At 70.8% G+C, this 23,672-nt stretch carries 25 protein-coding genes; 15 read left to right on the top strand and 10 right to left on the bottom strand.

The annotated features are described in order from the left end of the window. Positions 1–24: 24 nt before the first annotated feature. Positions 25–1,095 carry a glycoside hydrolase family 172 protein gene (locus tag ACQHIV_RS14685; protein WP_427894609.1) on the top strand — a complete coding sequence of 357 codons (1,071 nt, stop codon included), beginning with the start codon at positions 25–27 and terminating at the stop codon, positions 1,093–1,095. Here the strand turns inward: ACQHIV_RS14685 and ACQHIV_RS14680 are convergent. The 5 genes from ACQHIV_RS14680 to thiO form a co-directional block, all read right to left on the bottom strand. Then, positions 1,092–2,291, bottom strand: a complete 1,200-nt coding sequence (locus ACQHIV_RS14680; protein WP_427894607.1) for a glucoamylase — start codon at positions 2,289–2,291, stop codon at positions 1,092–1,094. The genes ACQHIV_RS14685 and ACQHIV_RS14680 overlap by 4 nt on opposite strands. 8 nt (positions 2,292–2,299) lie before the next feature. Further along, positions 2,300–3,190, bottom strand: coding sequence for a DMT family transporter (locus tag ACQHIV_RS14675; RefSeq protein WP_427894605.1), 891 nt, complete (start codon positions 3,188–3,190; stop codon positions 2,300–2,302). 30 nt (positions 3,191–3,220) lie between these two features. After that, on the bottom strand, positions 3,221–5,179 hold the full coding sequence (gene pknB, locus ACQHIV_RS14670) for a Stk1 family PASTA domain-containing Ser/Thr kinase (RefSeq protein ID WP_427894603.1): 1,959 nt from the start codon (positions 5,177–5,179) through the stop codon (positions 3,221–3,223). Between the two features lie 73 nt (positions 5,180–5,252). Beyond that, positions 5,253–6,188: a lytic transglycosylase gene (locus ACQHIV_RS14665; RefSeq protein ID WP_427894601.1), complete on the bottom strand. Its 936-nt coding sequence runs from the start codon at positions 6,186–6,188 to the stop codon at positions 5,253–5,255. A 168-nt stretch (positions 6,189–6,356) separates the two neighbouring features. Continuing rightward, positions 6,357–7,484, bottom strand: a complete 1,128-nt coding sequence (gene thiO / locus ACQHIV_RS14660) for a glycine oxidase ThiO (protein WP_427894599.1) — start codon at positions 7,482–7,484, stop codon at positions 6,357–6,359. 42 nt (positions 7,485–7,526) lie between these two features. Here thiO and thiE point away from each other — a divergent pair, with 42 nt between their 5' ends. The 4 genes from thiE to ACQHIV_RS14640 are packed head-to-tail and all read left to right on the top strand — an operon-like array spanning position 7,527 to position 9,484. Next, on the top strand, positions 7,527–8,168 hold the full coding sequence (gene thiE / locus ACQHIV_RS14655; protein ID WP_427894597.1) for a thiamine phosphate synthase: 642 nt from the start codon (positions 7,527–7,529) through the stop codon (positions 8,166–8,168). After that, on the top strand, positions 8,165–8,596 hold the full coding sequence (locus ACQHIV_RS14650; protein ID WP_427894595.1) for a ribonuclease domain-containing protein: 432 nt from the start codon (positions 8,165–8,167) through the stop codon (positions 8,594–8,596). The genes thiE and ACQHIV_RS14650 overlap by 4 nt, the downstream gene beginning before the upstream one ends. After that, positions 8,593–9,009, top strand: coding sequence for a barstar family protein (locus ACQHIV_RS14645; RefSeq protein WP_427894593.1), 417 nt, complete (start codon positions 8,593–8,595; stop codon positions 9,007–9,009). Before ACQHIV_RS14650 ends, ACQHIV_RS14645 begins: the two co-directional genes overlap by 4 nt. 55 nt (positions 9,010–9,064) lie before the next feature. Continuing rightward, on the top strand, positions 9,065–9,484 hold the full coding sequence (locus ACQHIV_RS14640) for a helix-turn-helix domain-containing protein (RefSeq protein ID WP_427894591.1): 420 nt from the start codon (positions 9,065–9,067) through the stop codon (positions 9,482–9,484). A gap of 3 nt (positions 9,485–9,487) precedes the next feature. On the opposite strand, the gene ACQHIV_RS14635 is transcribed toward ACQHIV_RS14640, so the two are convergent. Further along, a complete protein-coding gene (locus ACQHIV_RS14635; protein WP_427894589.1) occupies positions 9,488–10,555 on the bottom strand; it encodes a polyprenyl synthetase family protein in 1,068 nt (355 codons plus the stop codon). A gap of 58 nt (positions 10,556–10,613) precedes the next feature. Here ACQHIV_RS14635 and metF point away from each other — a divergent pair, with 58 nt between their 5' ends. Together metF and ACQHIV_RS14625 are read left to right on the top strand one after the other, a co-directional pair. Continuing rightward, positions 10,614–11,531: a methylenetetrahydrofolate reductase [NAD(P)H] gene (gene metF / locus ACQHIV_RS14630; RefSeq protein ID WP_427894587.1), complete on the top strand. Its 918-nt coding sequence runs from the start codon at positions 10,614–10,616 to the stop codon at positions 11,529–11,531. Positions 11,532–11,535: 4 nt separating this feature from the next. Next, positions 11,536–12,075 (top strand): SixA phosphatase family protein, encoded by a 540-nt coding sequence (locus tag ACQHIV_RS14625; RefSeq protein ID WP_427894585.1) that lies wholly within the window; start codon positions 11,536–11,538, stop codon positions 12,073–12,075. On the opposite strand, the gene ACQHIV_RS14620 is transcribed toward ACQHIV_RS14625, so the two are convergent. The 3 genes from ACQHIV_RS14620 to ACQHIV_RS14610 form a co-directional block, all read right to left on the bottom strand. Continuing rightward, positions 12,072–14,228, bottom strand: a complete 2,157-nt coding sequence (locus ACQHIV_RS14620; protein WP_427894583.1) for a HelD family protein — start codon at positions 14,226–14,228, stop codon at positions 12,072–12,074. The genes ACQHIV_RS14625 and ACQHIV_RS14620 overlap by 4 nt on opposite strands. 133 nt (positions 14,229–14,361) lie before the next feature. Then, a complete protein-coding gene (locus ACQHIV_RS14615) occupies positions 14,362–15,669 on the bottom strand; it encodes a phytoene desaturase family protein (protein ID WP_427894582.1) in 1,308 nt (435 codons plus the stop codon). Then, positions 15,662–16,255 carry a DUF4126 domain-containing protein gene (locus ACQHIV_RS14610; protein WP_427894581.1) on the bottom strand — a complete coding sequence of 198 codons (594 nt, stop codon included), beginning with the start codon at positions 16,253–16,255 and terminating at the stop codon, positions 15,662–15,664. The genes ACQHIV_RS14615 and ACQHIV_RS14610 overlap by 8 nt, the downstream gene beginning before the upstream one ends. A gap of 159 nt (positions 16,256–16,414) precedes the next feature. Here ACQHIV_RS14610 and ACQHIV_RS14605 point away from each other — a divergent pair, with 159 nt between their 5' ends. Further along, positions 16,415–18,337: an N-acetylmuramoyl-L-alanine amidase gene (locus ACQHIV_RS14605; protein ID WP_427894579.1), complete on the top strand. Its 1,923-nt coding sequence runs from the start codon at positions 16,415–16,417 to the stop codon at positions 18,335–18,337. Positions 18,338–18,347: 10 nt separating this feature from the next. Beyond that, a complete protein-coding gene (locus ACQHIV_RS14600; RefSeq protein WP_427894577.1) occupies positions 18,348–19,073 on the top strand; it encodes a nucleotidyltransferase domain-containing protein in 726 nt (241 codons plus the stop codon). Here the strand turns inward: ACQHIV_RS14600 and ACQHIV_RS14595 are convergent. Continuing rightward, a complete protein-coding gene (locus ACQHIV_RS14595; protein WP_427894575.1) occupies positions 19,066–19,536 on the bottom strand; it encodes a YbaK/EbsC family protein in 471 nt (156 codons plus the stop codon). The genes ACQHIV_RS14600 and ACQHIV_RS14595 overlap by 8 nt on opposite strands. Positions 19,537–19,903: 367 nt before the next feature. On the opposite strand from ACQHIV_RS14595, the gene ACQHIV_RS14590 reads away from it, so the two are divergent. The 6 genes from ACQHIV_RS14590 to ACQHIV_RS14565 all read left to right on the top strand — a co-directional run bounded on the left by ACQHIV_RS14590 (position 19,904) and on the right by ACQHIV_RS14565 (position 23,660). After that, complete coding sequence (locus tag ACQHIV_RS14590; protein ID WP_427894573.1) at positions 19,904–20,299, top strand: DUF6504 family protein; 396 nt, start codon at positions 19,904–19,906, stop codon at positions 20,297–20,299. Continuing rightward, entirely contained in the window at positions 20,296–20,769 is a 474-nt protein-coding gene (locus ACQHIV_RS14585; RefSeq protein ID WP_427894571.1) for an SAV_6107 family HEPN domain-containing protein, read from the top strand. Before ACQHIV_RS14590 ends, ACQHIV_RS14585 begins: the two co-directional genes overlap by 4 nt. 30 nt (positions 20,770–20,799) lie before the next feature. After that, the gene (locus tag ACQHIV_RS14580) at positions 20,800–21,048 is read left to right on the top strand and encodes a hypothetical protein (RefSeq protein ID WP_344201099.1); all 249 of its coding nucleotides are present in this window, start codon (positions 20,800–20,802) and stop codon (positions 21,046–21,048) included. A gap of 27 nt (positions 21,049–21,075) precedes the next feature. Beyond that, positions 21,076–22,287, top strand: coding sequence for a DUF480 domain-containing protein (locus ACQHIV_RS14575; protein WP_427894568.1), 1,212 nt, complete (start codon positions 21,076–21,078; stop codon positions 22,285–22,287). 59 nt (positions 22,288–22,346) lie between these two features. Beyond that, complete coding sequence (locus ACQHIV_RS14570) at positions 22,347–23,093, top strand: methyltransferase domain-containing protein (protein ID WP_427894566.1); 747 nt, start codon at positions 22,347–22,349, stop codon at positions 23,091–23,093. Positions 23,094–23,243: 150 nt separating this feature from the next. Continuing rightward, positions 23,244–23,660 carry a DUF3040 domain-containing protein gene (locus ACQHIV_RS14565; protein ID WP_325037075.1) on the top strand — a complete coding sequence of 139 codons (417 nt, stop codon included), beginning with the start codon at positions 23,244–23,246 and terminating at the stop codon, positions 23,658–23,660. Positions 23,661–23,672 lie beyond the last annotated feature (12 nt).

Genomic DNA, 23,672 nt, shown 5'->3' with positions numbered 1-23,672 from the left:
CCCGGTGCGGCCTAAGGTCGCGGTATGACACTTGGGAACCTCACCGGCATCAGCGCGCTCGCCGACGTCGAGACGCGCTCCATCAGTGCGGAGAACCCGACCGGCGAGCCCGGCCAGGGCGGGCGGCGGACCGAGGGTACGGGAGCGCACGCGGCCCGGGACCTCGGGCAGGGGTGGAAGGTCTCGCCGTCGATCGAGATCGGGCCGGGGGAGACCGCGACGCTCGCGGACATCGCCGGGTCGGGGTGCATCACGCACATCTGGCTGACCACGCACGTCGACCACTGGCGCCGGCTGGTGCTGCGGGCGTTCTGGGACGGCGACGAGGCGCCCGCGGTGGAGACGCCGGTCGGCGACTTCTTCTGCTCGGGCTGGGGCAAGTTCGCCCAGGTCAACTCGCTGCCGGTCGCGGTGAACCCGAACGGCGGGTTCAACTGCTACTGGGAGATGCCGTTCAACCAGCAGGCCAAGCTGACCATCGAGAACACCCACGACGAGCCCGTGGTCGTGTACTTCCAGGTGGACTACTGGCTGGGCGCCGTACCGGACAAGGCGGCGTACCTGCACGCCCAATGGCGCCGGAGCAACCCGCTTCAGGCCAAGACCGTGCACACGCTGCTGGACGGTGTGGAAGGCCCGGGACACTACGTCGGCACGTACGTCGCGTGGGGCGTCAACAGCACGGGCTGGTGGGGTGAGGGAGAGGTCAAGTTCTACGTCGACGGCGACGACGAGTACCCGACCATCTGCGGCACGGGGACCGAGGACTACTTCGGCGGCGCGTGGAACTTCGACGTACCTCACCTGGGCGGCTACACCGAGTTCAGTACGCCGTACCTCGGCATGCCGCAGGTGATCCGCCCGGACGGGCAGTACCAGAGCCAGCAGCGGTTCGGCATGTACCGGTTCCACCTGCCAGACCCGATCCGCTTCAAGGAGCGGCTGCGCGTCGACGTACAAGCCCTCGGCTGGCGCTCCGGCGGGCGGTACCTCCCGCTGCAGGACGACATCGCGTCGACCGCGTTCTTCTACTCCGGCAAGACCAGCACCAACCGCCCGGCCACCCCGAGCCACGACGACATGGAGATCTGCTAGGACGGGATCGGCAGGTCCCCGTGGAGGGCCGCGACGGTGAGTACGACGATGGCCGCGGTCCACGCCAACGGGGCCTCGCCGGCGGGCTGTAGGTCACGGTTGACCTTCTCGGGCAGGGCGCCGGTCTTGGTGCGGTGATGGTCGAGCCACGTGAGCAACGCGTTCGCGGTGTCCTGGTTGCCGCGGGCGGCCGCGCTCAGCGCGAACAGGGCGGTCTGGGGCGTCCACGACACCCCGTCCGCCCGCCAGTCCTCGCCCGGTGTCACCCCGCCGTTCGGTTGCGTCAGTACGTCGTACGCCGTGTCGATCGCCGTACTGACCACCGGACGGGCCGGCGCGAACGGCGGGCCGAGGACGGTCACGATCGCGTCCCGTCCGCCCTGCAACGACACCGGTTCGACACCCGGCTCGACGAAGCTGGTGGCCTGCGCCGGGATCCGCGGATAGTCCGGGCCGAACGCCCGATCGGTTGCCGCGGACAACTTCTCCGCGGCGGTCCACCAGCGCGCGGCCTCCGGTGAATGGTGCAGTGACGTGGCGATTCCCGCCGCCGAGCGGAGGCCGGTCAGCAGCGGGGCGACGGTGCCAAGCGTGAGCTTGCGCTCGGGCCGCTCCCAGTAGTCCGGCGAGGGACTCGGCAGCCCGTCCGGGCCGAGCTCGGCCACGATCTCGTCGGCCGACTGCCGGACCATGTCCCAGTACTTGTCGCCCGCCCGGCAGAACCACGTTGCCCACAGCACCCACCCGGAGCCGTCGAGCTGCGGCGTACGGCCGTCGCCGACATGCGCGCCGGTCTCGGTGTACCGGGCCTCCCACCGCCCCTTCGCAGGCCGCACGCGATTCAGGAACCCCAGTACGGCGAGAGCCTTGTCGTACTGCCCGATCGCGCACCGGGCGACCGCGACGAACGACGCGTCCCGCGGCCACACGTACCGCCACGGACCGTTCTCGCCGGCCAGCGTGCCGCCGTTCGGAAGCGTGAGCGCGTCGAGGTCCGCGAGCGCGTGCCGCACCATGTCGTCGTACGGGTCGTTGCCGAGGGCCGAGCGTACCGACGCGTGCGGGATGCCCGCGGAGACGAGCTGCGGCTGCGGGAACCGGACCAGGTTGCTGATCGTGCCGCCGGCGAGGACCGCCAGCAGCAGCGCGATCACGGCGTACGGGAACCACCGGTCGCGTGGCCGGTTCTCCCGCATCACACCTCCTATTGCGCCAAGTGCTGCACTTCCGCCTCGAACTTACGTCGCGGCGCCAGTTCGACGAGGTACATCGCCGACACCACCAGCGCGCCGCCGACCAGCATCCGCCACGTCAGGCTGTCCGAACCGAACAGTACGGCGAACGCCGACGCGAACACCGGCTCCATTGTCATCGCAATGGCCGCGCGGGTCGGAGTCAGGTGTGCCTGGGCCCAGGTCTGCACGATCAACGCGAGCGCGCCGGCGATCAATGCCATGTAGACGACGCTGATCCAGTCCCGTCCGCTCGGCGGCAGCGAGAAGCCGCCGGGCACGGCGCCGATCGCGCAGACGCAGGTGATCACGATCATCTGCAGTGCCGACAGGCCGAAGGCGTTCTGAGGCGTGGACCAGGCGCCGAGGCCGATGATGTGCAGCGCGTACAGACCGGCGGACGCGAGTGTGAGCAGCTCGCCGGTACCGAGGCTGAATCCGCGCAGCGAGAGTACGCCGAGTCCGACCGTGGCGAGGATCACGGCGACCCAGGCCCAGCGGCCGATCTTATGCCGCAGGATGACCGCGCCGAGCAGCGGGGTGAACACGACGTACATGCCGGTGACGAAGCCCGAGACGCTCGCCGACGTGTGCCGCAGGCCCTCGGTCTGGACCAGCTGGGCGATGCCGTACGTGATGCCGAGGGCAACGGCCCGGCCGCGGTCCAGCCGGCTGAGCCGGGCGATCGCGGGCGGGTTGACCAGGATCAGCGCGACCGAGGCGATCAGGAACCGCAACGCCAGGTAGTCGGCGACGTCCATCCTGGTGAGCAGGTCCTTGGTGAGGAAGAACGTCGACCCCCAGGCGGCTGCGACAGCCAGGAGTGCCAGTACAGCAACACGAGGGTGATTCACGCCTGACATCAGATCAGAACGCTTGCCTGGGAAGCAAAATCAGAGCACGGTGATCACGATCGTCGTGCCGGGCTTCACCTTCTGGCCGGCGCCGGGGCTCTGCGCGGCGACGATGTTCAGGCCGAGGTTGAACGGCGCCTGCTGCACGGTCACCTTGAAACCGGCGCCGGTGAGGATCTGCTGCGCGTCGGAGGTGGTCTTCCGCTTCACGTTCGGCACCTCGACCAGCGGCGGCCCGAGCGAGACGACCAGCGCGACCTTGTCCTTGGCGAACAGGGTGCCGCTGTTCGGGCTCTGGCTGATCACGTTGCCCTCGGGCACCTTGTCGTCGTACTTCGTGGTCCGCGTGACGACGAAGCCGAGCTTCTTCAGCGCCTTGTTCGCGTCCCGGTACGACTTCCCGGTCAGATCCGGCACCCCGATCGGCCGCTTGCCCTTGCTGACCGCGAAGTTCACCGCGGTCCCGGGCTTCACGACCGTGTTGAACTTCGGGCTGATCGCGATCACCCGCCCCTGCGGAACGGTCTCGTTGTACTGCTCGTCGACCTGCCCGGTGACCAGCTTGACCGACGACAGCGCCTGCTGGGCCGCGTCCAGTTGCAGTCCGACGAGTTGCGGCACCCGGTACCGCTCGGGGCCCTTCGAGATCGTCAGGCCGATGTCGCCGTGCTTCAGGATCCGGTCGCCCGGCGCGGGATCGGTCTTCATGACGTCGCCCTTGGGCACGTCCTCGGAGAAGTCCTGGTTGTCCTGGGTCGTCTTCAGCCCGGCCTTCGCCGCCGCGGCCTCGGCCGCCGCGGGCGCCATCCCGACCAGCGACGGCGTGGTCGTGTAGCGGTGGATGCCGTAGTACCAGGCGGCGGTCCCGATGCCGATCGCCAGCGCGAGGATCACGAGCAGCGCGATCGGCCCGCGCGACCGGCGCCGCGGCGGAGGTGTCTTCGCCGGCGGCTTGGCCGGAGCGCCCGTCGGCCGGCCGTGCTCCACCGGTACGACGATCGTGTCGTGCCGGATCGGCTGGTCGCCGGGACCGGCCTCGCCGCGGGTGTACCCGTCGTCGTACCCGCTGTCCTGCCGGATCTGCTGGATCGGCACGGTCAGGTCGCCGGTCAGCTCCGGGTCGTCCGGCAGCCCCTCGTCGAGCGCGCTGCGGACCCGGTGCACCTGCCGGCTGAACACCCGCGCGTCGGTCGGCCGCAGGTCCCGGTCCCGCGCGGTCGCGCGCTGCACGAGCGCGTCGACGTACGGCGGGATCCCGGGCTGCTCGAGCGACGGCGGCGGCACGTCGTTGTGGACGTGCGCGTACGCGACCTGGATCGGGGTGTCGCCGGAGTGGGGCTTGCTGCCGGTGAGCATCTCGTACAGCAGGATGCCCGCCGAGTACACGTCCGACCGGGCGTCGGCGCTGCCGTCCGTGACCAGCTCGGGCGCGAGGTACGACACCGTTCCCATCAGCAGGCCCTGAGTGGCGGTGTTGCCGCTGGCACTGACCGCGCGGGCCAGACCGAAGTCGGCGACCTTCACGGCGCCCTTGTCGGAGATCAGCACGTTCTCGGGCTTGATGTCGCGGTGCACGATGCCCGCGTCGTGGGCGGCCGACAGCGCGGACAGGACCGGCGTCAGCAGGTCCAGCGCGCGGGCAGGGGAGAGCGGTGCCTCCTCGCGGATGACGTCGCGCAGCGTGCGGCCGGGAACGTACTCCATCGCGAGGAACAACGTGCCGTTGTCGTCGCCCTGGTCGAAGACGGCCACCACGTTCGGGTTGGACAGCCGGGCGGCGGCCCGGGCCTCGGCCACGAACCGGCGGGTGAACTGGGCGTCGTCGCCGAGCCCGTCGTGCATCACCTTGACCGCGACGGTCCGGTCCAGCCGCATGTCGAGCGCCTGGTAGACGGTGGCCATCCCGCCCTTGGCGACACGTGCGCCCACGCGGTACCGACCGTCGAGCACACGCCCGACGAGGCGGTCGCTGACCTGCGTGTCCACGTCGTCCGTCACTTGCGGTGAGCCGCCTCTCCCCAAACCGTTCTGGAGAGAGTGTAGATAACCCCGCAGCGTTACTGAGCCAGGCTCACCGCAGGGGGTCCCAGCCGCGCTCCAGTTGGGCCTTGATCCGGAGGACGTTGGCCACGTACGCCTTGGTGTCGGCATACATGCCGTTCTTCTTCACCCCGCCGAGGCCCTGGTAGTAACCGGCCACCGCGATGTCCAGTTTGGCGGCCCCGGTCAGGCGGCTGAGCAGTACGACGCCTGCCGTGACGTTGTCGTGGGCGTTCAGCAGGTCGAGCTCGCGGCCGACGATCCGGGACGCGAACCGGCCGGTGGACGGGATCACCTGCATCGCGCCGATCGCGTTCGCGGGGGAGACCACGCGCTGCTTCCAGCCGGACTCCTGCCAGGCGACAGCGAGCGCGAGCTGCGGGTCGACTCCGTACCGCTTCGACGCGCTCACGATCAGCGACCGCATCTGCGACCGGGTCGGCTGCTTGCGCTGCTTCAGGATCGCCCGGTTGCGGTTCGCCTGGGCGACGATGTGGTCGGCGTACTTGCGGCCCGCGAACGTGTTGTCGGTGCGGGCCTTGGGCCGGATCTTCACCGGGACCTGCAGCGACTTGCCGGCGAAGATCGGGTCGCCCGCCGTCAGTTTGTTCGCGGCGAGCAGGTTCGCCTGGGAGCAGTGGAAGCGCTTCGCGATCCCGGAGATCGTGTCGCCGGACTTCACGACGTACGTCACCCGGCCCAGCTGGGAGCGCTTCGCCGGGGTGCTGCCGGTGGCCGGCGCCGGCACCTTCAGCACCTCGCCGGCGTAGATCGCGTTGCCGTTGCCCGGGAGCTTGTTCAGTGCGACCAGGTTGCTGACCGTGGTGCCGTAGCGGCCGGCGATGTGACTGAGGGTGTCGCCCTCCTTGACCTTGTAGGCGCCCAGGCCGGGCGAGCCCGCGGTGATCACGGCCGCGGTCAGTACCGGCACCGCGAGCCCGGTCAGGATCCGAACAATGTTGCGCATCGCAACCAACTCCCCGTTGTGAACGTCATCTGACCCTAAGTGCTGAGGCTGATGTGACAACAGGTGCGGATGGGGTTGGTGTGACGCCTGTAACGTAAAGGTTACAATTCAACACTGAACTACATTCGTGTGATTCACAATCTCCCGGTTGCCCAGGGCAACCGTGGGTCAGTGCGCGAAGCGGTTCGCCAGGAAGGGTTTCGCGAGCTCGGGCAGCGTTCCGGTGCGGACCGTCTCGGCCAGCACCTGCGCGGTGACCGGCGTCAGCAGCACGCCGTTCCGGTAGTGACCGGTTGCCCAGAGCAACCGATCCAGACCGGACGGGCCGAGGACCGGTGCGTTGTCCGGCGTCGCGGGACGCAGGCCGGCGATCGTCTCGACCAGTTCGAGTTCGTCGGTGATCGGGAGCACGGTGCGCGCGTCGCGGAGCAGGTTGAAGACGCCACCGGCCAGCACGCGCGTGTCGTAGCCGAGTTCGGTGCTCGTGGCACCGACCACCAGTTCGCCGCCGGGTCGCGGAACGAGGTACACCGAGAACCCGCGGGCAGTCGCGCGCACGGTGTGTTGCAGCGCCGGGCGGTACGCCTCGGGGACGCGCAAACGCAGTACCTCGCCCTTCACCGGACGTACGGGTGGCCGCAGCTCCTCCGGTACGCCATCCAGCTGCGACGACCACGGCCCCGCCGCCACGACAATCTGCCCCGCGTCCACGGTGTCGCCGTTGTCGAGCTGTACGCCGGTTGCCGTCGTACCGGAGGTGAGCACGCGCGTTACGCGCTGCCGGACGACCTGGACGCCGGACAGCTCAAGCGCCTTCAAGAGCGTGGTGAGGGCCTGCCTGTTGTCGACAGAGTGGTCGCCTGGGACCCACACGCCGCCGGAGACGCCCGTTGCGAGCAGGGGCTCGCGGCGGCGGGCGTCGCGGCCGGTCAGGTCCTCCACCTCGAGGCCGAGCCGGCGCTGGTAGTCCGCGACCCGGCGGAGCACGGCCATGTCGTCGGCGTCGTACGCGACCGAGAGCGTGCCGGTCTGGTGCAGCCCGGCCGGCTGCCCGGTCAGGTCCTCCAGCTCGGCGGCGAAGGCAGGCCACGCGTCGACCGAGGCCAGGTTGAGCGCGAGCAGCTCGTCTTCGCCGAACTCCACCTCGGTGACCGGAGCCAGCATCCCGGCGGCAACGTTCGACGTCTGCCCGCCCGGCGTCGGATCGCACACGGTCACCTGCAGGCCGTCCACAGCCAGCCGCCAAGCCGTCGCCAACCCGATCAGTCCGCCGCCTATCACCACCACGTCTGGCATGCCGCAACCCTACGTCTGGCGGCTCATGGCAGGCTTTGGGGTGTGACTGACCAGACCGACCGTCTCGCGGATGCCCGGCTGTACCTGTGCACGGACGCACGGGAGAAGCAGGGCGATCTCGCGCAGTTCCTGGACGCCGCGCTGGCCGGTGGCGTGGACATCGTGCAGCTCCGGCAGAAGGAGATGGAGGCCGCGGACGAGCTGGCCGCGCTGGAGGTGTTCGCGGACGCCTGCAAGCGGCACGGCAAGCTGCTGGCGGTGAACGACCGCGCGGACATCGCGTTCGCGGCCGGTGCCGACGTACTGCATCTCGGGCAGCGGGACCTCCCGGTGCACGCGGCCCGGGCGATCACCGGACCGGGGCCGATCATCGGGCGGTCGACGCACTCGTTCAGCCAGGTCAATGCGGCGGTCGACGAGGTCGGTTCGGACTACTTCTGCGTCGGGCCGACCTGGGCCACGCCGACCAAGCCGGGCCGCCAGGCGGCAGGCCTGGAGCTGGTGTCGTACGCCGCGGGCCGCCGGCAGCCGAAACCGTGGTTCGCGATCGGCGGGATCGACCTGGAGCGGCTGGACGAGGTGCTGGAGGCCGGCGCGACCCGGGTGGTCGTCGTCCGGGCGATCACCGAGGCGGACGACCCGGGGGCGGCGGCGGCCGAGTTCAGCCGGAGGCTCCGCGGGTGATCGGCAACCAGAAGACCGCGCGGATCGTCGCGGTCGTGGTGATCGCGATGCTGGTGATCACCTTGGCGGCCTCGCTGTTCGGGTGCTCCGCGTCGACGAAGACCGGTACGTCCGGTGGGACCGATCCGGCCAGCGGCCTGAAGTACGTCGCGGTCGCGGACCTGCCGAAGGAGGCGCAGGACACGCTGAAGCTGATCGACCGGGGCGGGCCGTTCCCGTACAGCCGCGACGGCGTCGTGTTCGGCAACCTGGAGAAGATCCTGCCCAAGCACGACCGCGGCTACTACCACGAGTACACGGTGAAGACGCCGGGGGAGAAGGACCGCGGTGCCCGCCGGATCGTGTCCGGCAACGGCGGCGAGCGGTACTACACCGATGACCACTACAAGTCGTTCCGCCGGATCGCGGAGGACGGGGGTACGTCATGACGTCGCTCAAGGCGCTGCGGCCGGGGGTGTACCGCTGGCCGGACGCGCCCGGCGCCGACGACGTACGGCGCGACGCTGCCGCCGCCGGGTTCGGGTTCGTGCTGCTGGACACGTCCGAGATCCACGACAAGACCGGGTTCCTGGACCTGTGCGCGACCGCGTTCGACCTGCCGCGCTGGTTCGGCCGGAACTGGGACGCGCTCGCCGACTCGCTCAGCGACCGCTCGACCGGCGCGCCGGAGGTGGTGCTGTGGACCGGCGTCCGGAACCTGCTCGACCACGACCACGACACGGTCGACGTGGCGCTGCAGATCTTCGCCGAGGACACCACGAACTCCGGCCAGCTCCGCGTCCTGATCGCCGAGGCGAGTACGCCGGACCTGCTGCGATCGCTGCCGCAAATTACCCTATGAGCCCGAAATCGGCCATGTATAGGGAATTCTAAGGAAAGTGTCTTAGTCTGAACGCATGGCCCAGGAGCTGTACTCGGTGGAGCAGGTGGCGAACCGCCTGGGCCTGCACGTCCGGACGATCCGCAACTACGTCCGCGACGGCCGGCTGAAGGCCGTCCGGATCGGGAAGCAGTACCGGATCAGCCGCGAGGACCTGGAGGCGTTCACCGGTACGACGGCCGCGGTCGTCGACGTGGACAGCTCCGCCCGGCACGTCGAGGCGTCGAGCATCGTGCACATCGACGCGGTCGACCGCGCCACCGCCGACCGGATCGGCACCCACATCGACGGCGCGCTCAACCGGCCGGAGGCCGACGGGTTGAAGGCCGAGACGATCTACGACGAGGAACGCGCCGTCCTCAAGGTGATCGTGCTCGGCGACCTGCCCGCCACCGCGGACCTGCTCCGGCTGATCAACCTGCTCGCGGACCAGTAGCCGCTACACGTTGCGCGAGGTCGCCGCGATCGCAAGGTCGGTGAGCGCCTTGCGGGCGGTGTCGTCGGCCAGCGGCGCCCGGTCGAGGGCGTCCAGCGCGTCCTCGGTGCGGTCGGTGATCAGCTCCTCGCAGGCCTGCACGGCGCGCGAGTCCTGGAGGATCTCGCGGAGCAACTGGATCTCGTCGTCGTCCAGGTCCGGACGCCCGAACAGCCGGTTGAACTCGGTCAGCTGGATCTCCGACGCGTGGTCGACGGCGTACGCGATCAGCACCGTCCGCTTGCCCTCGCGGAGGTCGTCGCCGGCGGGTTTCCCGGTCAGCGCCGGGTCGCCGAACACACCGAGCAGGTCGTCGCGGAGCTGGAACGCCTCGCCCAGCGGCAGCCCGTACCCGGACAGCGACGCGGTCAGCCGCGCGTCCCCGCCGGCCAGTGCGGCGCCGATGTGCAGCGGGCGCTCGACCGTGTACGTCGCGGACTTGTAGCGCAGGACCCGCAGCGCGAGGTCCATGTCGGATTCGCCGCTGGCCTGCGCGACCAGGTCGAGGTACTGCCCGGCGGTCACCTCGACGCGGACGGCGTCGAAGTACTGCTCGGCGCGGGCCAGTGCCGCGGCGTCGAAGCCGGACGTGTGCAGCAGTTCGTCGGCCCAGATCAGGCACAGGTCGCCGAGCAGGATCGCGGCGCCGACGCCGAAGCCGACCGGGTCGCCGCCGCGCCCGGTCTTCCCGGCGCGTTCCCGCTGCAGCGCCTCGAACCGGCGATGCGCGGCCGGCGCACCCCGGCGTACGTCGGAGGAATCCATCACGTCGTCGTGCACGAGCGCGCTGACGTGCAGCATCTCCAGGCTCGCCGCGGCCGGCAGGATCGGCAGCGCCGGATCGCCGCCCGCGGCTCGGTACCCCCAGTAGCAGAACGACGGCCGGAGCCGCTTGCCGCCGCTGGTCGCGTCCCGCGCCGCCCGCACCTGCTCGGTCAGCTCCGGCCCGATCGCCGCCAGCCGCTCCTCCTGCCGGTCCAGGAACTCGCTCAGCGCCTGCTGGATCCCGGCCGGGATGTCCACATCGTCCACGTCTCGGAGCGTAGTCGGTGGGCAGACGGCCGCGCTCACCGCGGGTAACCTGAGGCGCATGGCGAACGGTCTTCCCTCGACGCTGCCCGGCGGTGCGCCGACCATCCGCGAGCTGCTCGCGTCCGGGGAGCGGTCCTTCTCGTTCGAGTTCTTCCCGCCGAAGACCGCGGAGGCCGAGGACGTGCTGTGGCGCTCGATCCGCGAGATCGAGCAGCTCCGGCCGACGTTCGTCTCGATCACGTACGGCGCCGGCGGCAGCACCCGGGACGGCACCATCCGGGTCACCGAACGGGTCGCGCAGGACACCTCGCTGACCCCGCTCGGGCACCTGACCTGCGTAGCGCACTCCCGCGACGAGCTGCGCTCGGTGATCGGCGCGTACGCCGGATCCGGCGTCCGGAACATGCTCGCGCTCCGCGGCGACCCGCCCGGCGGGCCGAACCAGCCGTGGGTCGCGCACCCCGACGGGCTGAACCACGCGATCGAGCTGGTCGAGCTGATCCGTTCGCTCGGCGACTTCTGCGTCGGCGTCGCCGCGTTCCCGGACAAGCACCCGGAGGCGGTCTCGCTGGAGGCGGACGCGCGGGTGCTGGCCGCGAAGGCGCGGGCCGGCGCGGACTACGCGATCACGCAGATGTTCTTCGGCGCCGACGACTACTTCCGGCTGGTCGACCGGGCGGCCGCACTCGGCTGCGACATCCCGGTACTGCCCGGCATCATGCCGGTCACCAACATCAAGCAGATCCAGCGGATGGCGGAGCTCACCGGCATGGCGTTGCCGGTGTCCGTCACCGACCGGTTGCACGCCGTCGGGGACGATCCGGCAGCGGTCCGCGAGGTCGGTATCGAGATCGCCACCGAGCTGTGCGAACGCCTGCTCGCGGGCGGCGCCCCCGGCATTCATTTCATTACCTTGAACAGATCCACCGCAACACGACAGGTCTTCCGCAACCTCCAGCCGGCCGTCGTATCCTGACGCAATGGCTGACCCGTCGGACCTGTTGATCGACCGAACTCTCGTCCTGCTCCGGCACGCGAAGGCGGTGCCGCCGGAGACCAGGCCGGACCTGCCGGACCTGGACCGCCCGCTCGCCGACCGCGGCCGCGCGGACGCCGCCGCGGCCGGCCGGCATCTCGTTGCCCAGGGCATCGAACCGGACCTGGTGCTGTGCTCGCCGTCGAAGCGCACCCGGGAGACCTGGAAGCTGGTCGCCGAGGCCGGCGTCACCGCCAAGGACGTCTGGTACGACAAGCGGATCTACAACGCCGACACCGAGTCGCTGCTGGACGTCATCCACGAAGCGCCGTCCGAGGCCCGTACGGTGGTCGTGGTCGGGCACGCGCCCGGCATCCCGTGGCTGGCCGACGAGCTCGCGCTGGACGGCACCAGCCCGGAGCGGCTAGAGCTCACCCAGAAGTACCCGACCACCGGTCTCGCGATCCTGCACCTCACCACCCACTGGGCCGACCTCGCCGCAAACGAGGCCGACCTCGTCGAGTACGTCGTTCCGCGCGCCTAGCTCTGGGGCAGCCAGCGGCTGGTGCTGTTGATCGTGATCAGCCGCTGGGTCGCCCGGGTCAGTACGACGTACAGGGCGCGTACGCCGCCCAACGTGTCGCTGACGATCCGGTCCGGCTCGACCACCACGACAGCGTCGTACTCGAGGCCCTTCGAGTCCAAGGGGCTGACGGCAACGACCCGTGGATCGCCGATCTCGGCCAGCACCGGGTCCACCGCCGGCCGGAGCGCCGGCGGCACGATGACGCCGACGGTCCCCTCGACCAGTTGCAGCAGCTCCATGGCCGCGTCGCCCGCCGCCTCCGCGACCTTGCCCGCGTCGAAGATCCGGTGCTCCGGCTCCACGCCCGTACTGCGGACCGCGTTCGGCAGGTCGGCGTCCGGGATCGACTGCCGGATCACCTCACCGGCGAACGCGTAGATCTCGGCCGAGTTCCGGTAGTTGGTGGACAAGCGGAACGAGTGCCGCTGCAGGTGCGACAGCATCGAGTCCATCGCCGCCTGGGCCTCGGCCGGGTCCCGCCAGGAGCTCTGCGCGAGGTCGCCGACGATCGTCCAGCTGGCCTGCGGGCCGCGCCGGGTGACCATCCGCCACTGCATGGGGGAGAGGTCCTGCGCCTCGTCCACCAGGACGTGCGCGTACTCCTCCGGCTCCTCCGCCTCGCGGGCGGCCGCGGCCCGGGCGCGACGCTCGGAGCTGGTCAGTACTTCGTTGACGCCGTCGGTCAGTCCCTCCAGCCAGTCGAACTCCTCGTCGGTGTTCTCCGCGATCGGTGGCCGGCCCAGGAATGTACCGAGCTCGTCCAGCAGCGCCACGTCGGCGACGGTGAACTCCTCCGTCGTCCGGATCGCGGCGGCCAGCGCGTCGATCTCGGCAGGCGTCAGGTCGTTACGGGCCCAGCGCTGCAGGCGGCGCGCGTCGCCGAGCCAGCGCAGTACCGACTCCGCGGTCAGCACCGGCCACCACTGGCTGAAGAAGGTCCGGAACGCCGGGGTGTCGGTCACACGGTCGCCGAACGCCTCACGGTCGCCGAGCTGACCGTTCCGCAGATCCTCCGGGAAGCGCTGCCACAGCGCCGCGATCAGACCCTTGCGTGCCTCCGCGGCGGCGCGGTTCCGAACGGTACGCCGGAGCGCGTTGCGGCGGACGTTGTCCAGCTGGTTGGCGTCCAGCTCGACCGTCGCGCCGCCGATGAACACCCGCAACGTCGTCGGCGCGTTCGGCACCCGGTCGCGGGCCGCGCGGGAGAGTACGCCGCGCATCCGCAGCGAGCCCTTGACCGCGGCCACCTCGGCGTTGTCGACGGCGGTCGCCTTCACGCCGTCGACCAGCTCGCCGACGGCCCGCAGCGACACCGTGTTCTCACCGAGGCTCGGGAGCACCCGCTCGATGTAGGCCATGAAGGCGGCCGACGGCCCCACCACGAGTACGCCGCCACGCTCGAAGCGCCGGCGGTCGCTGTACAGCAGGTACGCCGCGCGGTGCAGCGCGACCACCGTCTTCCCGGTACCAGGACCGCCGCCGATGACCGTGACGCCGCGGGCAGGTGCCCGGATCGCCTCGTCCTGCTCGGCCTGGATGGTGGCGACGATGTCGCGCATCGTGTGCCCGCGGGCCCGCGACAGCGACGCCATCAGCGCGCCCTCGCCCATCACCGGCAGGTCCTCCGGTGCGCGTTCCGGCGCCAGCAGGTCGTCCTCGAGGCCGGCGATCCGGGCGCCCTTGTTCCGCAGCACGCGCCGCCGGACCACCTTCTGCCGGTCGGCCGGCGTGGCCCGGTAGAACGGCTCGGCGGCCGGCGCGCGCCAGTCGATCACCAGCGGTTCGTACTCCGCGTCGCGGACGCCGATCCGGCCGACGTACAGCTTGTCGAGGTCGGCCGCGGTCGCGGCGGCCGGCTGGTCGTCGCCGCGGTCGGAGTCGAGCCGGCCGAACACCAGGCCCTCGTGCTCCGCGTCCAGCTCGGCGATCCGGCGGGCGGCCGCGAACACCAGCACGTCCCGCTCGTACAGACCGGTCTGCTCCTCCTCGCGGACCCGGCCGACGTTCTGCGCCTGCCCGCGCTGGTGACCTTCGACCGCGATCCGGGACGCGGACCGGGCGGCCTCCTCGACCCGGCCGTAGACCCGGTCGACATGTTGTTGTTCAGCCACCAGCTCAGCCCGCTCGACAGTCTCGTGATCGGCTGATGTGGGGGTTTGATCCACCGAGGTCCTCTCCCGCCGGGACTCAGAACACAGGAACAACCAATCTTAGTTGGCTCCTCTGTCCAACCCGACAGCGGTCTCAGGCCTTCCCGATGGCGTCCGCCACAATCGCCGCCCCCAGTGTGGTGGCGGGCACACCGGAGCCTGGGTGGGCGCCTGCGCCGACGCAGTACAGCCCCTTGATCGGGGACACGTTCGAGGCCCGGCGGCGGGCGGTCTTGTAGCCCTCCCAGGCCACACCGGCCCACCAGGACGGCGACGTCTGCCGCGACACCACGTTGTCCCTGACGTGCAGCCCGCGGGCCACCAAGAGGTCCAGGACGTCGTCGGTCGGGTAGCCGTGGACCAGCACGGACCACGCACGGTGACCGGCTGGCGCCGTACCACCTGTCCGTACGACGACGGTCGGCGTACCGTGCAGCACGGTCTCGAACGGCAGCTCCGGCACCGGGTCCTTCAGCCCCAGGTGCACGACGTACGCCGCCTGGGCCTGGTGGGTCGACAGGATCCGCTTCCGGACCTTCTTGGCGGCCGGGTCGTCGACCATGGACTCGTAGAGCACCCGCGGGTCGATGTCGCTCACCACGATGTCCGCGGGGATCGCTTCACCGTCCGAGAGCCGTACGCCGCTGACCGCGCCGTCGGCCGTCGTCACACCGACCACCTCGGCGCTGGTCCGGACGGTGATCTTCCGTTCGCTCGCCCGTTGCACCAGCGCGTCGGCCAGGGCGCCGAATCCGCCGTCGATCGTCCAGCGGCCGAACGTGCGTTCCAGGTACGACCACACACCGACGTACCCGGGCGTCAGGCTCGCGTCCGAACCGCCTTGCGCCGCGAAGTGGCGCAGGACCGCGCGGGCACGGTCGTCGGTCAGTTCGCGCTGGGCGACCTTCTCCAGCGTCTGCCAGGGCTTGAGTGCGCGGACGGCCTTGATCGGCAGCTTGTCCTCCAGCGGCGGCTCCAGCGAGGTCTTGCGCAGCAGTTGCCAGGTGTCGCCGTACGCGTCGACCAGCTTGGTCCACTGCGCGGCCACCGGTGCACCGGCCAGGTCCGTCCACGCTTCCTCCTGCGCGCCACGGTCGCTGATCGGGAGATCGAGTACGGAGCCGTCGGCGAACATGTGGCGGCGTGGCTCGGTCACCGGCTCCAGCTGGACCAGGGTCTCGATCGGCCGGCCGCTCTTGCGGAACAGGTCGCGCAGGGCGGCCGGGAGCGTCGTACTGGCGGCTCCTGCGTCCCAGGTGAAGCCGTCAGCCTCCACCCGGCCCAGTACGCCGCCCAGGTGCTCGTCGCGTTCGCAGACGGTCACCTGGTGGCCGAGCTTCGCCAGCCGCACCGCACTCGCGAGACCGGCCAGACCGGACCCGACCACAATCACTTCAGCCACTGTTCCCACGTTTCTCTCGCCACGCCTTGAACCTCAGATACCCCCGCCGGATCAGCCTGAACGCGAAATAGACCGCGATCAGCCCGAGGATCAGCAGTACCCCGGCGATGATCAGCGCCGCCACCGGATGGAAGACGGCCAGCGAGACCACGCCGGCGACCGCGACATCCTCTCCCGACGACGCGGCGATGTTCGTGACCGGCTCGGGGGAGGTGTTGATCGCGAGCCGCAGGCTCGACTTGACCGAGTGCGAGAGCAGCGCCACCAGACCGCCGGTGGTCGCGATCAGGGCCTGGTGCAACGTGCTCGCCTGGCCGGATATCAGCGCGGCCAGGATCGCCCCGATGGTCGGCCGGATCACCGTCGAGATCGCGTCCCACGCGGAGTCGACGTACGGGATCTTGTCGGCCACGAACTCGAACGCGAACAGCACACCGGCGGCGATCAGCACGGGCGTCGTGGTGAGCGCGTGCGGCACCTCGTCGGCGCCCGCGAACCGACCGAGCAGTCCGAGGATCAGCACGCAGACATAGGCGTTCACGCCACTGGCCCAGCCTGTCGTCACCGCCAGCGGCAGCGCTTCCATCGTGGTACTCCGTCAGGTGTGGTCGGCGGACGATTCGTCAGTATCGAACCCTGTGATGTGAGTTTTGGTTAACCGTTGACATCCGCGTCGCCTCGACTCACAGTGACTAGGCTGCCAGTCTGTGTGACCGGCACCCGCCCACGGGTTCAGGAGATCATCATGCTGCGTCGTCCGAAGATTCTTGCCGCACTGGCTGCGGTAGCTGTGCCGACCGCGCTGGTCGGCGTGTCGTTGGGAAGTCCACCGGCCGAGGCCTCCCAGCCCGGCACCCCCGGTGTCGCCGGCCAGTCGGCATACAGCGCCGCGGCCGCGAAGTACGGCGTACCGGAGCAGGTGCTGCTGGCCGTGTCGTACGCGGAGTCCCGCTGGGACGACCACGCCGGCGCGCCGAGCACCACCGGCGGGTACGGCCCGATGCACCTCACCGGCCTCGGCGCCTCCGAGGTGGCCGACTTGTCCGGCAAGCAGAAGGTGGCGACGGCCGAGTCGCTGCAGACGCTGAAGAAGGCGTCCGAGCTGACCGGCCTCGACCAGTCCACGCTGCGCACGGACACGACCGCGAACATCGACGGCGGTGCCGCGGTGCTCGCGTCGTACCAGAAGTCGCTCGGCCTGCCGACCGGCGCGACCACGTCGGCGGCCGACTGGTACGGCGCGGTCGCGTCGTACGCCGAGGCGGGCGACAAGGTCGGCGCGGCCGGGTTCGCCGACGACGTGTACTCGATCCTGGCGAAGGGCGCCGCGCGGACCACGAACACCGGCCAGCAGATCGTGATGCCGGCGCTCGCGGTGACGCCGGACAAGGCCCAGCTGAGCAAGCTCTCGCTGCCGGCCGGCGTCCAGCCGTCCACGTCGAACGTGGAATGCCCGCCGTCGCTCGGCTGCGAGTGGCTGCCGGCGCCGTACTCCGAGTTCGGTACGGCGGGCGACTACGGCAACCACGACCTCGCGAACCGGCCCAAGACCGGGAAGATCAACTACATCGTCATCCACGACACCGAGGGCACCTGGCAGGGCGTGCTCAACCTGGTGCAGGACCCGACGTACGTGAGCTGGAACTACACCATGCGCTCGTCCGACGGCCACACCTGGCAGCACGTGAAGGCCAAGGACGTCGCCTGGCACGCCGGCAACTGGTACGTGAACATGCACAGCATCGGCATCGAGCACGAGGGCTTCGCACCGCAGGGCGCGACCTGGTTCACCGAGTCGCTGTACCGCAACTCGGCCAAGCTGGTGCGCTACCTGGCCGTGAAGAACGACATCCCGCTCGACCGGGCGCACATCATCGGCCACGACCAGGTGCCGGGCACGGTCCCGTCCACGGTCCGCGGCATGCACTGGGACCCGGGACCGTACTGGGACTGGGAGCACTACTTCGACCTGCTCGGCGCTCCGATCCACGGGCAGTCGCCGTACCCGCTGCGGGCGGGTTCGATCGTCACGATCAAGCCGGGCTTCGCGCACAACGTCCAGGTCGTCAGCAACTGCGACGCCCCGGGCACGCCGTGCAAGCCGCAGGGCACCAACTTCGTCTACCTGCGCCAGTCGCCGGACGACAACGCACCGCTGGTCAAGGACCTCGGCCTGCACCCTGACGGTTCGGCGGGCACCACCGACGTGTCCGACATGGGCTCCCGCGCGGCAGCCGGTTCGCAGTACGTCGTAGCGGAGCGCCAGGGTGACTGGGTCGCGGTTTGGTACCTCGGGGCGAAGGGCTGGTTCAAGAGCCCGGTGTCCGACGCGGTCGCGTTCGCAAAGCCGGGCCTGGTCGTCAAGCCGAAGGCCGGCCGTACGTCGGTTCCTGTGTACGGGCGCGCGTACCCGGAGCAGGCGGCGTACCCGGCCGGGATCCCTTACCAGACGGTGACTCCGCTGCAGTACACGATCGGCGAGGGCCAGGCCTACCCGGTCGCGGACCTGAGTATCGAGACCGACTACTACCGGGCCGTGACGTTCGACGGGCAGGCCCCGGCGGACCACGTCCAGGTGCTCGGCAAGGACAAGTACTACGAGATCTGGTTCGGCCACCGGATGGCGTACGTCCGGGCCGCCGACGTGGACGTCCGTCCGGCCGTCTAGTCTGTCGCGCGTGATCGACGAAGCCGTCCAGCCGTTGCTGGACGGCTTCGTTACGTCTGTACGGGAGGTCGCCGACGTCAAGGCGGTCTGGCTGCACGGATCGCTGGCGCTGGGGGACTACCAGCTGGGCCGCAGCGACCTGGACGTGATCGTGGTCGTCTCGGAGCCGCCGCCGGACTCCGTCGCGGAGATGCACCGCGAGCTGATGCGGTCGGACCCGCTCGCCACGAAGCTGCACTGCTCGTACATGACCGACCTCGCGGACCTGTCCGTGCGACACCCGACGTTCGCCCAGGAGCGGTACTTCGACCGGCCGGTGACGCCGGTGACCCGCCGGGAGCTTGCCATCGGCAACCGGACGCTGTTCGGGCCGGCGCCGGCCGAGCTGCTGCCGCCGGTGTCGGACGAGGAGCTGTTCGAGTTCGTCTGCCGGGACCTGCGCGAGTTCTGGCTGCCGGTGACCCGGAAGCGGACGCCGTGGTACCGCGACATCTGGGTCGACCTGAGCCTGCTGACGATCGCCCGGGCGCACGTGACGCTGGCGACCGGCGACCTGATCACCAAGCGGGCCGCGCTCGACATCCTGCCCCGGCTCGGGGCGCCCGCGGATGTCGTCGAGGACATCCGCCGGCGCCGGTACGCCGACGAGGTACGGACCGGGCCGTGGTGGCGGCACACCCGCGCCGGGCTGACCCGGCGCTTCGTGCGGACCGCCATCCCCGCGGTCCTCAGTTGACGGCGATCTCCGTGCCGTCGGTGAGCTTCAGCAGCTCGTCGTAGCTGGTCGGGAAGACCGAGTGCGGGATCCCCGCCGCGGCCCAGATCACGTCGTACCGCGCCAGCGCCGTGTCGACGTACGTCGGGACCCGGCCCGGGTGCCCGACCGGGGCGACGCCGCCGATCGACTGGCCGGTGTGCTCCTTGACGAACTCCGGAGTGGCCCGCTTCAGCTTCCCGATCCCGAGCCCGGCGGCCACCTTCGCGGTGTCCACCCGGTGCGCGCCCGAGGTCAGGATCAGCACCGGGGTGCCGTCACCGTCGAAGATCAGGCTGTTCGCGATCGCTCCGACCTCGCAGCCGAGCTCCGCCGCCGCGGCGGCCGCGGTCGGCACCGCCTCGTCCAGGATCACGATCTGTCCGGTGGCCCCGGCCGCCTGCAGCGCGTCGGCCACCTTCTGCACATTGGGATGACTGCTCACCCTGGTGAGCATAGGGCCCCTGTCATGCCACTTTCCGGAAACTGTCGGTGGCACCCACCAGGATGAACACATGCACACCGAGAGCGCCTCGCCGGTTCCCGTTGACGACTGTCGGCAGGCGACGATACGCTTCCTGTGTTCGAACAGATGTTCGATTACCTCGGACCCGGCTTCGTCGGGAGGCCGGACCGGGGTGGACCGGACAGCTGGACGACTCCGGTGCGGAGTTGCGGCCGCATCGGAATCCGGTGGCCCCGGCGGGCCGCGCACCCGGGTGGTCCTCGACCCCCACCCCGGGCGCACCCGCCGGGCCGCCGGCCCCGGACCGGCCGTTCAGCAGGACGTGGAACACAGGAGGCGATGGAGCATGTGGGAGTTCGACGACGCCGTCGAGGTGCACTCGGTGCCGGTGGACGGCGTGCAGATCCCCGACCAGTTCCTGTGGCGCGGCCGGCTCTGGCGGGTCCGCGCGGTGCGCTCGCAGTGGACCGAGACCGCCGCCTGGTGGGAGCGCGGCGTGATCGGCCCCGGCCGGATCCACGACCCGCTGGCCCACACCGACACGCTCGCCCGGATCGACGCGGCCACGGTCGCGGAGGTGTGCTCGGCGGCAGTCGGCGTGCTGGACGCGGAATGGGGGCCGGAGCGCACGGTGTTCCGGGTGGAAGCCGGTTGCGGCCGGCTCGGACGGCAGGAGATGTTCGATCTCGCCCACGACCCGCACTCGGGCCGTTGGCAACTGGAGAGGGTGACCGACCGATGACCGTTTCACCGGTGTCGCCGGCCGCGGCCGGCGCGGCCAGCCGTGAGCTGTTCCGTGCCCGCGCCGCGCTGGCCGAGGCGACCGAGACCACCGACCACCTGATCCGCTACTCGAGCGCGCACGTCGCGGCGCTCCGGGTCGCCGCCGCGGTCCTCGCCGTCCGCGCCCGCCCGGTCCGCTCGGGCAGTCGCCGCCGGGTGCAGCGCAATGCCTGGGTGCTGCTCGCCGAGGTCGCGCCGGAGTTCGGCGAGTGGGCCACGTTCTTCGCCGCCGGTGCCGCCCAGCGCGCGGCCGCCGAGGCCGGGCTGGAGCGCGCCGTCAGCACCCGCGAGGCCGACGACCTGGTCCGCGCGGTCGACACGTTCTACACCCAGGTGGAGGCGAGCCTGCGGCTCTCCACCAGCCCGGTGCTCACCGCGACCACCGATCCGCAGTCCGTCCTCACCCAGTCCTGGATGCAGGCGAGCTGAACCACCCCCGTCGTTGAGGAGATCCCGACCGTGAGCGAAACCACGAGAGGCCTGGGCAAGGACCTGTGCGCTCGCGTCCATGCCGTGACCGGCGCCGAGTGCTACCTGCCGGACACCCATTACCCGCGACCGCACCAGTCCTTGGCCGGCGACTCCTGGCACGACGGCCTGTGCACCCGGTGTGCAGGCTCCGGCCTGTACGCCGACGCCCTCTGCCCGGCCTGCAACGGCACCGCGTTCGAGCCGCTGACCCTTCCGGAGACCTACCAGCCCGGCTGACCGTGATGGTGCCTTAGGGTCGGCGTTGTGAGCGGACTTCCCGTGTTGGACGTCGACGAGCAGCGGGTTCTCGGGAGCTTGCTGGAGAAGCAGTTGACTGTGCCGGCGTCGTACCCGTTGACGGCGAACGCGTTGCGGACGGCCTGCAACCAGACCAGCAACCGCGAGCCCGTGGTGGACTACGACCAGGGCACCGTCGAGCGGGTCGCCCGCGGGCTGCGGGATCGCGAACTGCTGCGGATCGTCTGGGTCGACACCGGCCGCCGGACGTTGAAGTACCACCAGATCCTGGACGAGAAGCTCGGACTCGACGAGGACGAGCGGGCGCTGGTCACGGTGCTGCTGCTCCGCGGCGCGCAGGCGCCGGGGGAGTTGCGGACCCGGACCGAGCGGCTGCACCGGTTCGAGGACCGCGCCGACGTCGAGGCCTGCCTGCAACGGATGGCCGCGCGTCCCGAGCCGCTCGTCCGCGAACTCGAACGCCGCGCCGGTCAGCACGACCGCCGCTGGGTCCACCTGCTCGGCCCGGTGCCCGAGGCGGAAACGGCCGTCGTGGTGGAGTCCGTCGACCGCGACACCGTGATCGCCGACGGCGCCGCGGCCCGGGACGAGCGGGTGCGGTCGGCGTACGACGCGGTCGCGACGGCGTACGCGGACGAGTTGCTCGACGAGCTGGACGGGTTGCCGTTCGAGCGCTGGCTGCTGGACCGGGTGATTGCCGACGCCGACGGCCGCCCGATCGTCGAGGTCGGCGCGGGGCCCGGTCACGTGACGGCGTACCTCGCCGACCGGGACGCGGACGCGACCGGCCTGGACGTGTCGCCGGAGATGGTGGACGAGGCGCGCCGGCGGTTCCCGCGGCTGAGGTTTCAGGTCGGCGACCTGCGCCGGCTCGGTCGCCCGCCGGCCAGTTCCGGCTGGGCGGCGGTGCTCGCCTGGTACTCGCTGATCCACCTCGCCGCTTCGGAGCTGCCGGACACGATCGCCGCGCTCACCCGGCCGATGGACCCAGGCGCGCTGCTGGTGATCGCGCTGCACGCCGGCGAGGAGGTCCGCCACGTCGACGAGTTGCTGGGCCACGAGGTCAGCCTCGACTACGTCCTGCACAACCCGGCGCAGCTCGTGCGGCTGCTCGAATCGGCCGGCCTGACCGACATCGAGTGGTACCTCCGCGGCCCGCTCGCGACGCACGCCGAAACCACCGATCGCCTGTACGTCGTGGCCCGTACGCCGTCCTGATCGGCGCGTGCCAGTAGGGTGTGGCGCGGCGGTGTGGGACCTGGGCTGGAGGGGTTTTGATGGTGGAGCGGCGGCGACGCGGCGTACGGACGGCGTTGGTCGGCGAGGCGCTGCGCGGTGCGCTGGCGGCGCGGCAGCGGACCGATCCGGGGGCCGGCCTGGACATCGTCGACCTCGGCGGCGGGACCGGCGGGTTCGCGGTGCCGCTGGCGGTGGAGGGGCACCGGGTGACGGTCGTCGACCCGAGCCCGGACGCGCTCGCCTCGCTCGAACGCCGCGCCCGCGACGAGGGCGTCAGCGAACTCGTGCGCGGCGTCCAGGGTGACGCGGCGGAGTTGCTGGGCCTGACCGGCGAGTCGACCGCGGACGCGGTGCTGTGCCACGGGGTGCTCGAGGTCGTCGACGACCCGGTACAGGCGCTGCAGGCGATGGCGTCGGTGCTGCGCGAAGGCGGCGTACTGAGCCTGCTCGTTGCCCAGCGCAACGCGGTCGTGCTGGCCCGGGCGCTGGCCGGGCACCTGGCCGAGGCGCGGATCGCGCTGCAGGACCCGGACGGGCGCTGGGGCGCCACCGATCCGATGCCGCGCCGGTTCGACGAGGCGGGGATCACGGCGCAGCTGGCCGAAGCCGGGTTCGTGGTCCACACGGTGCACGGCGTCCGGACGTTCGCCGACCTGGTGCCGTCCGCGTTCGTCGACTCCGAGCCGGGCGCGGCCGACTCGCTGGCCGAGCTCGAGCGGGCGGCCAGCCGGCACCCGGCGTTCCGGGCGCTGGCGACCCAGCTTCACATCCTCGCTACCCGGTGATTCGCCGTCACGGTGGGTGACGGTAGCTGTGCGTGGGGGGCGGGTGGCGGGCGCAGTTGCGCGACCGTGACGCGCTGGACAGGCGGTCAGGGTTTCGTGTGACGCGGGCGCGGCCTAGACTGGGAGCGGCCTATCGAGATCGCGCTCATCATGGAGGGATCGACGGTGCCCCTCTCGGAAGAAGAGCAGCGCCAGTTCGAGCAGCTCGAACGTGCCCTTGCTGCGGAAGACCCGAAGTTCGTTTCCGCCATGCGTGGGACCAATGTGCGCTTGTACTACCGGCGCCGGGCAGTGCTCGCCGGCGTCGGATTCGTGCTGGGCATCGCGGTGCTGATGACCGGTGCGATCCTGCCCAACACCATCATCGGAGTCATCGGCTTCGTGATGATGGTGGCCTGCCTGTACGTCGCCGCGCTGAGTATGAAGCGGATCAGCAACGCGGGAGAGTCCGACGACATCCCGCCGCCTCCGCCGACCAAGCGGCACCGGACCAAGCACGACTCGTCCGGCACGTTCATGGAGCGCATGGAGGACCGCTGGCGCCGCCGCCGCGAGGAAGACCTCTGACAGCCTGACCTC

This window comes from Kribbella polygonati (assembly GCF_050320105.1).
Taxonomy (GTDB): Bacteria; Actinomycetota; Actinomycetes; order Propionibacteriales; family Kribbellaceae; genus Kribbella.
The sequence above is the reverse complement of the archived record's forward strand: the minus strand, read 5'-3'. Positions and strand labels throughout refer to the sequence as shown.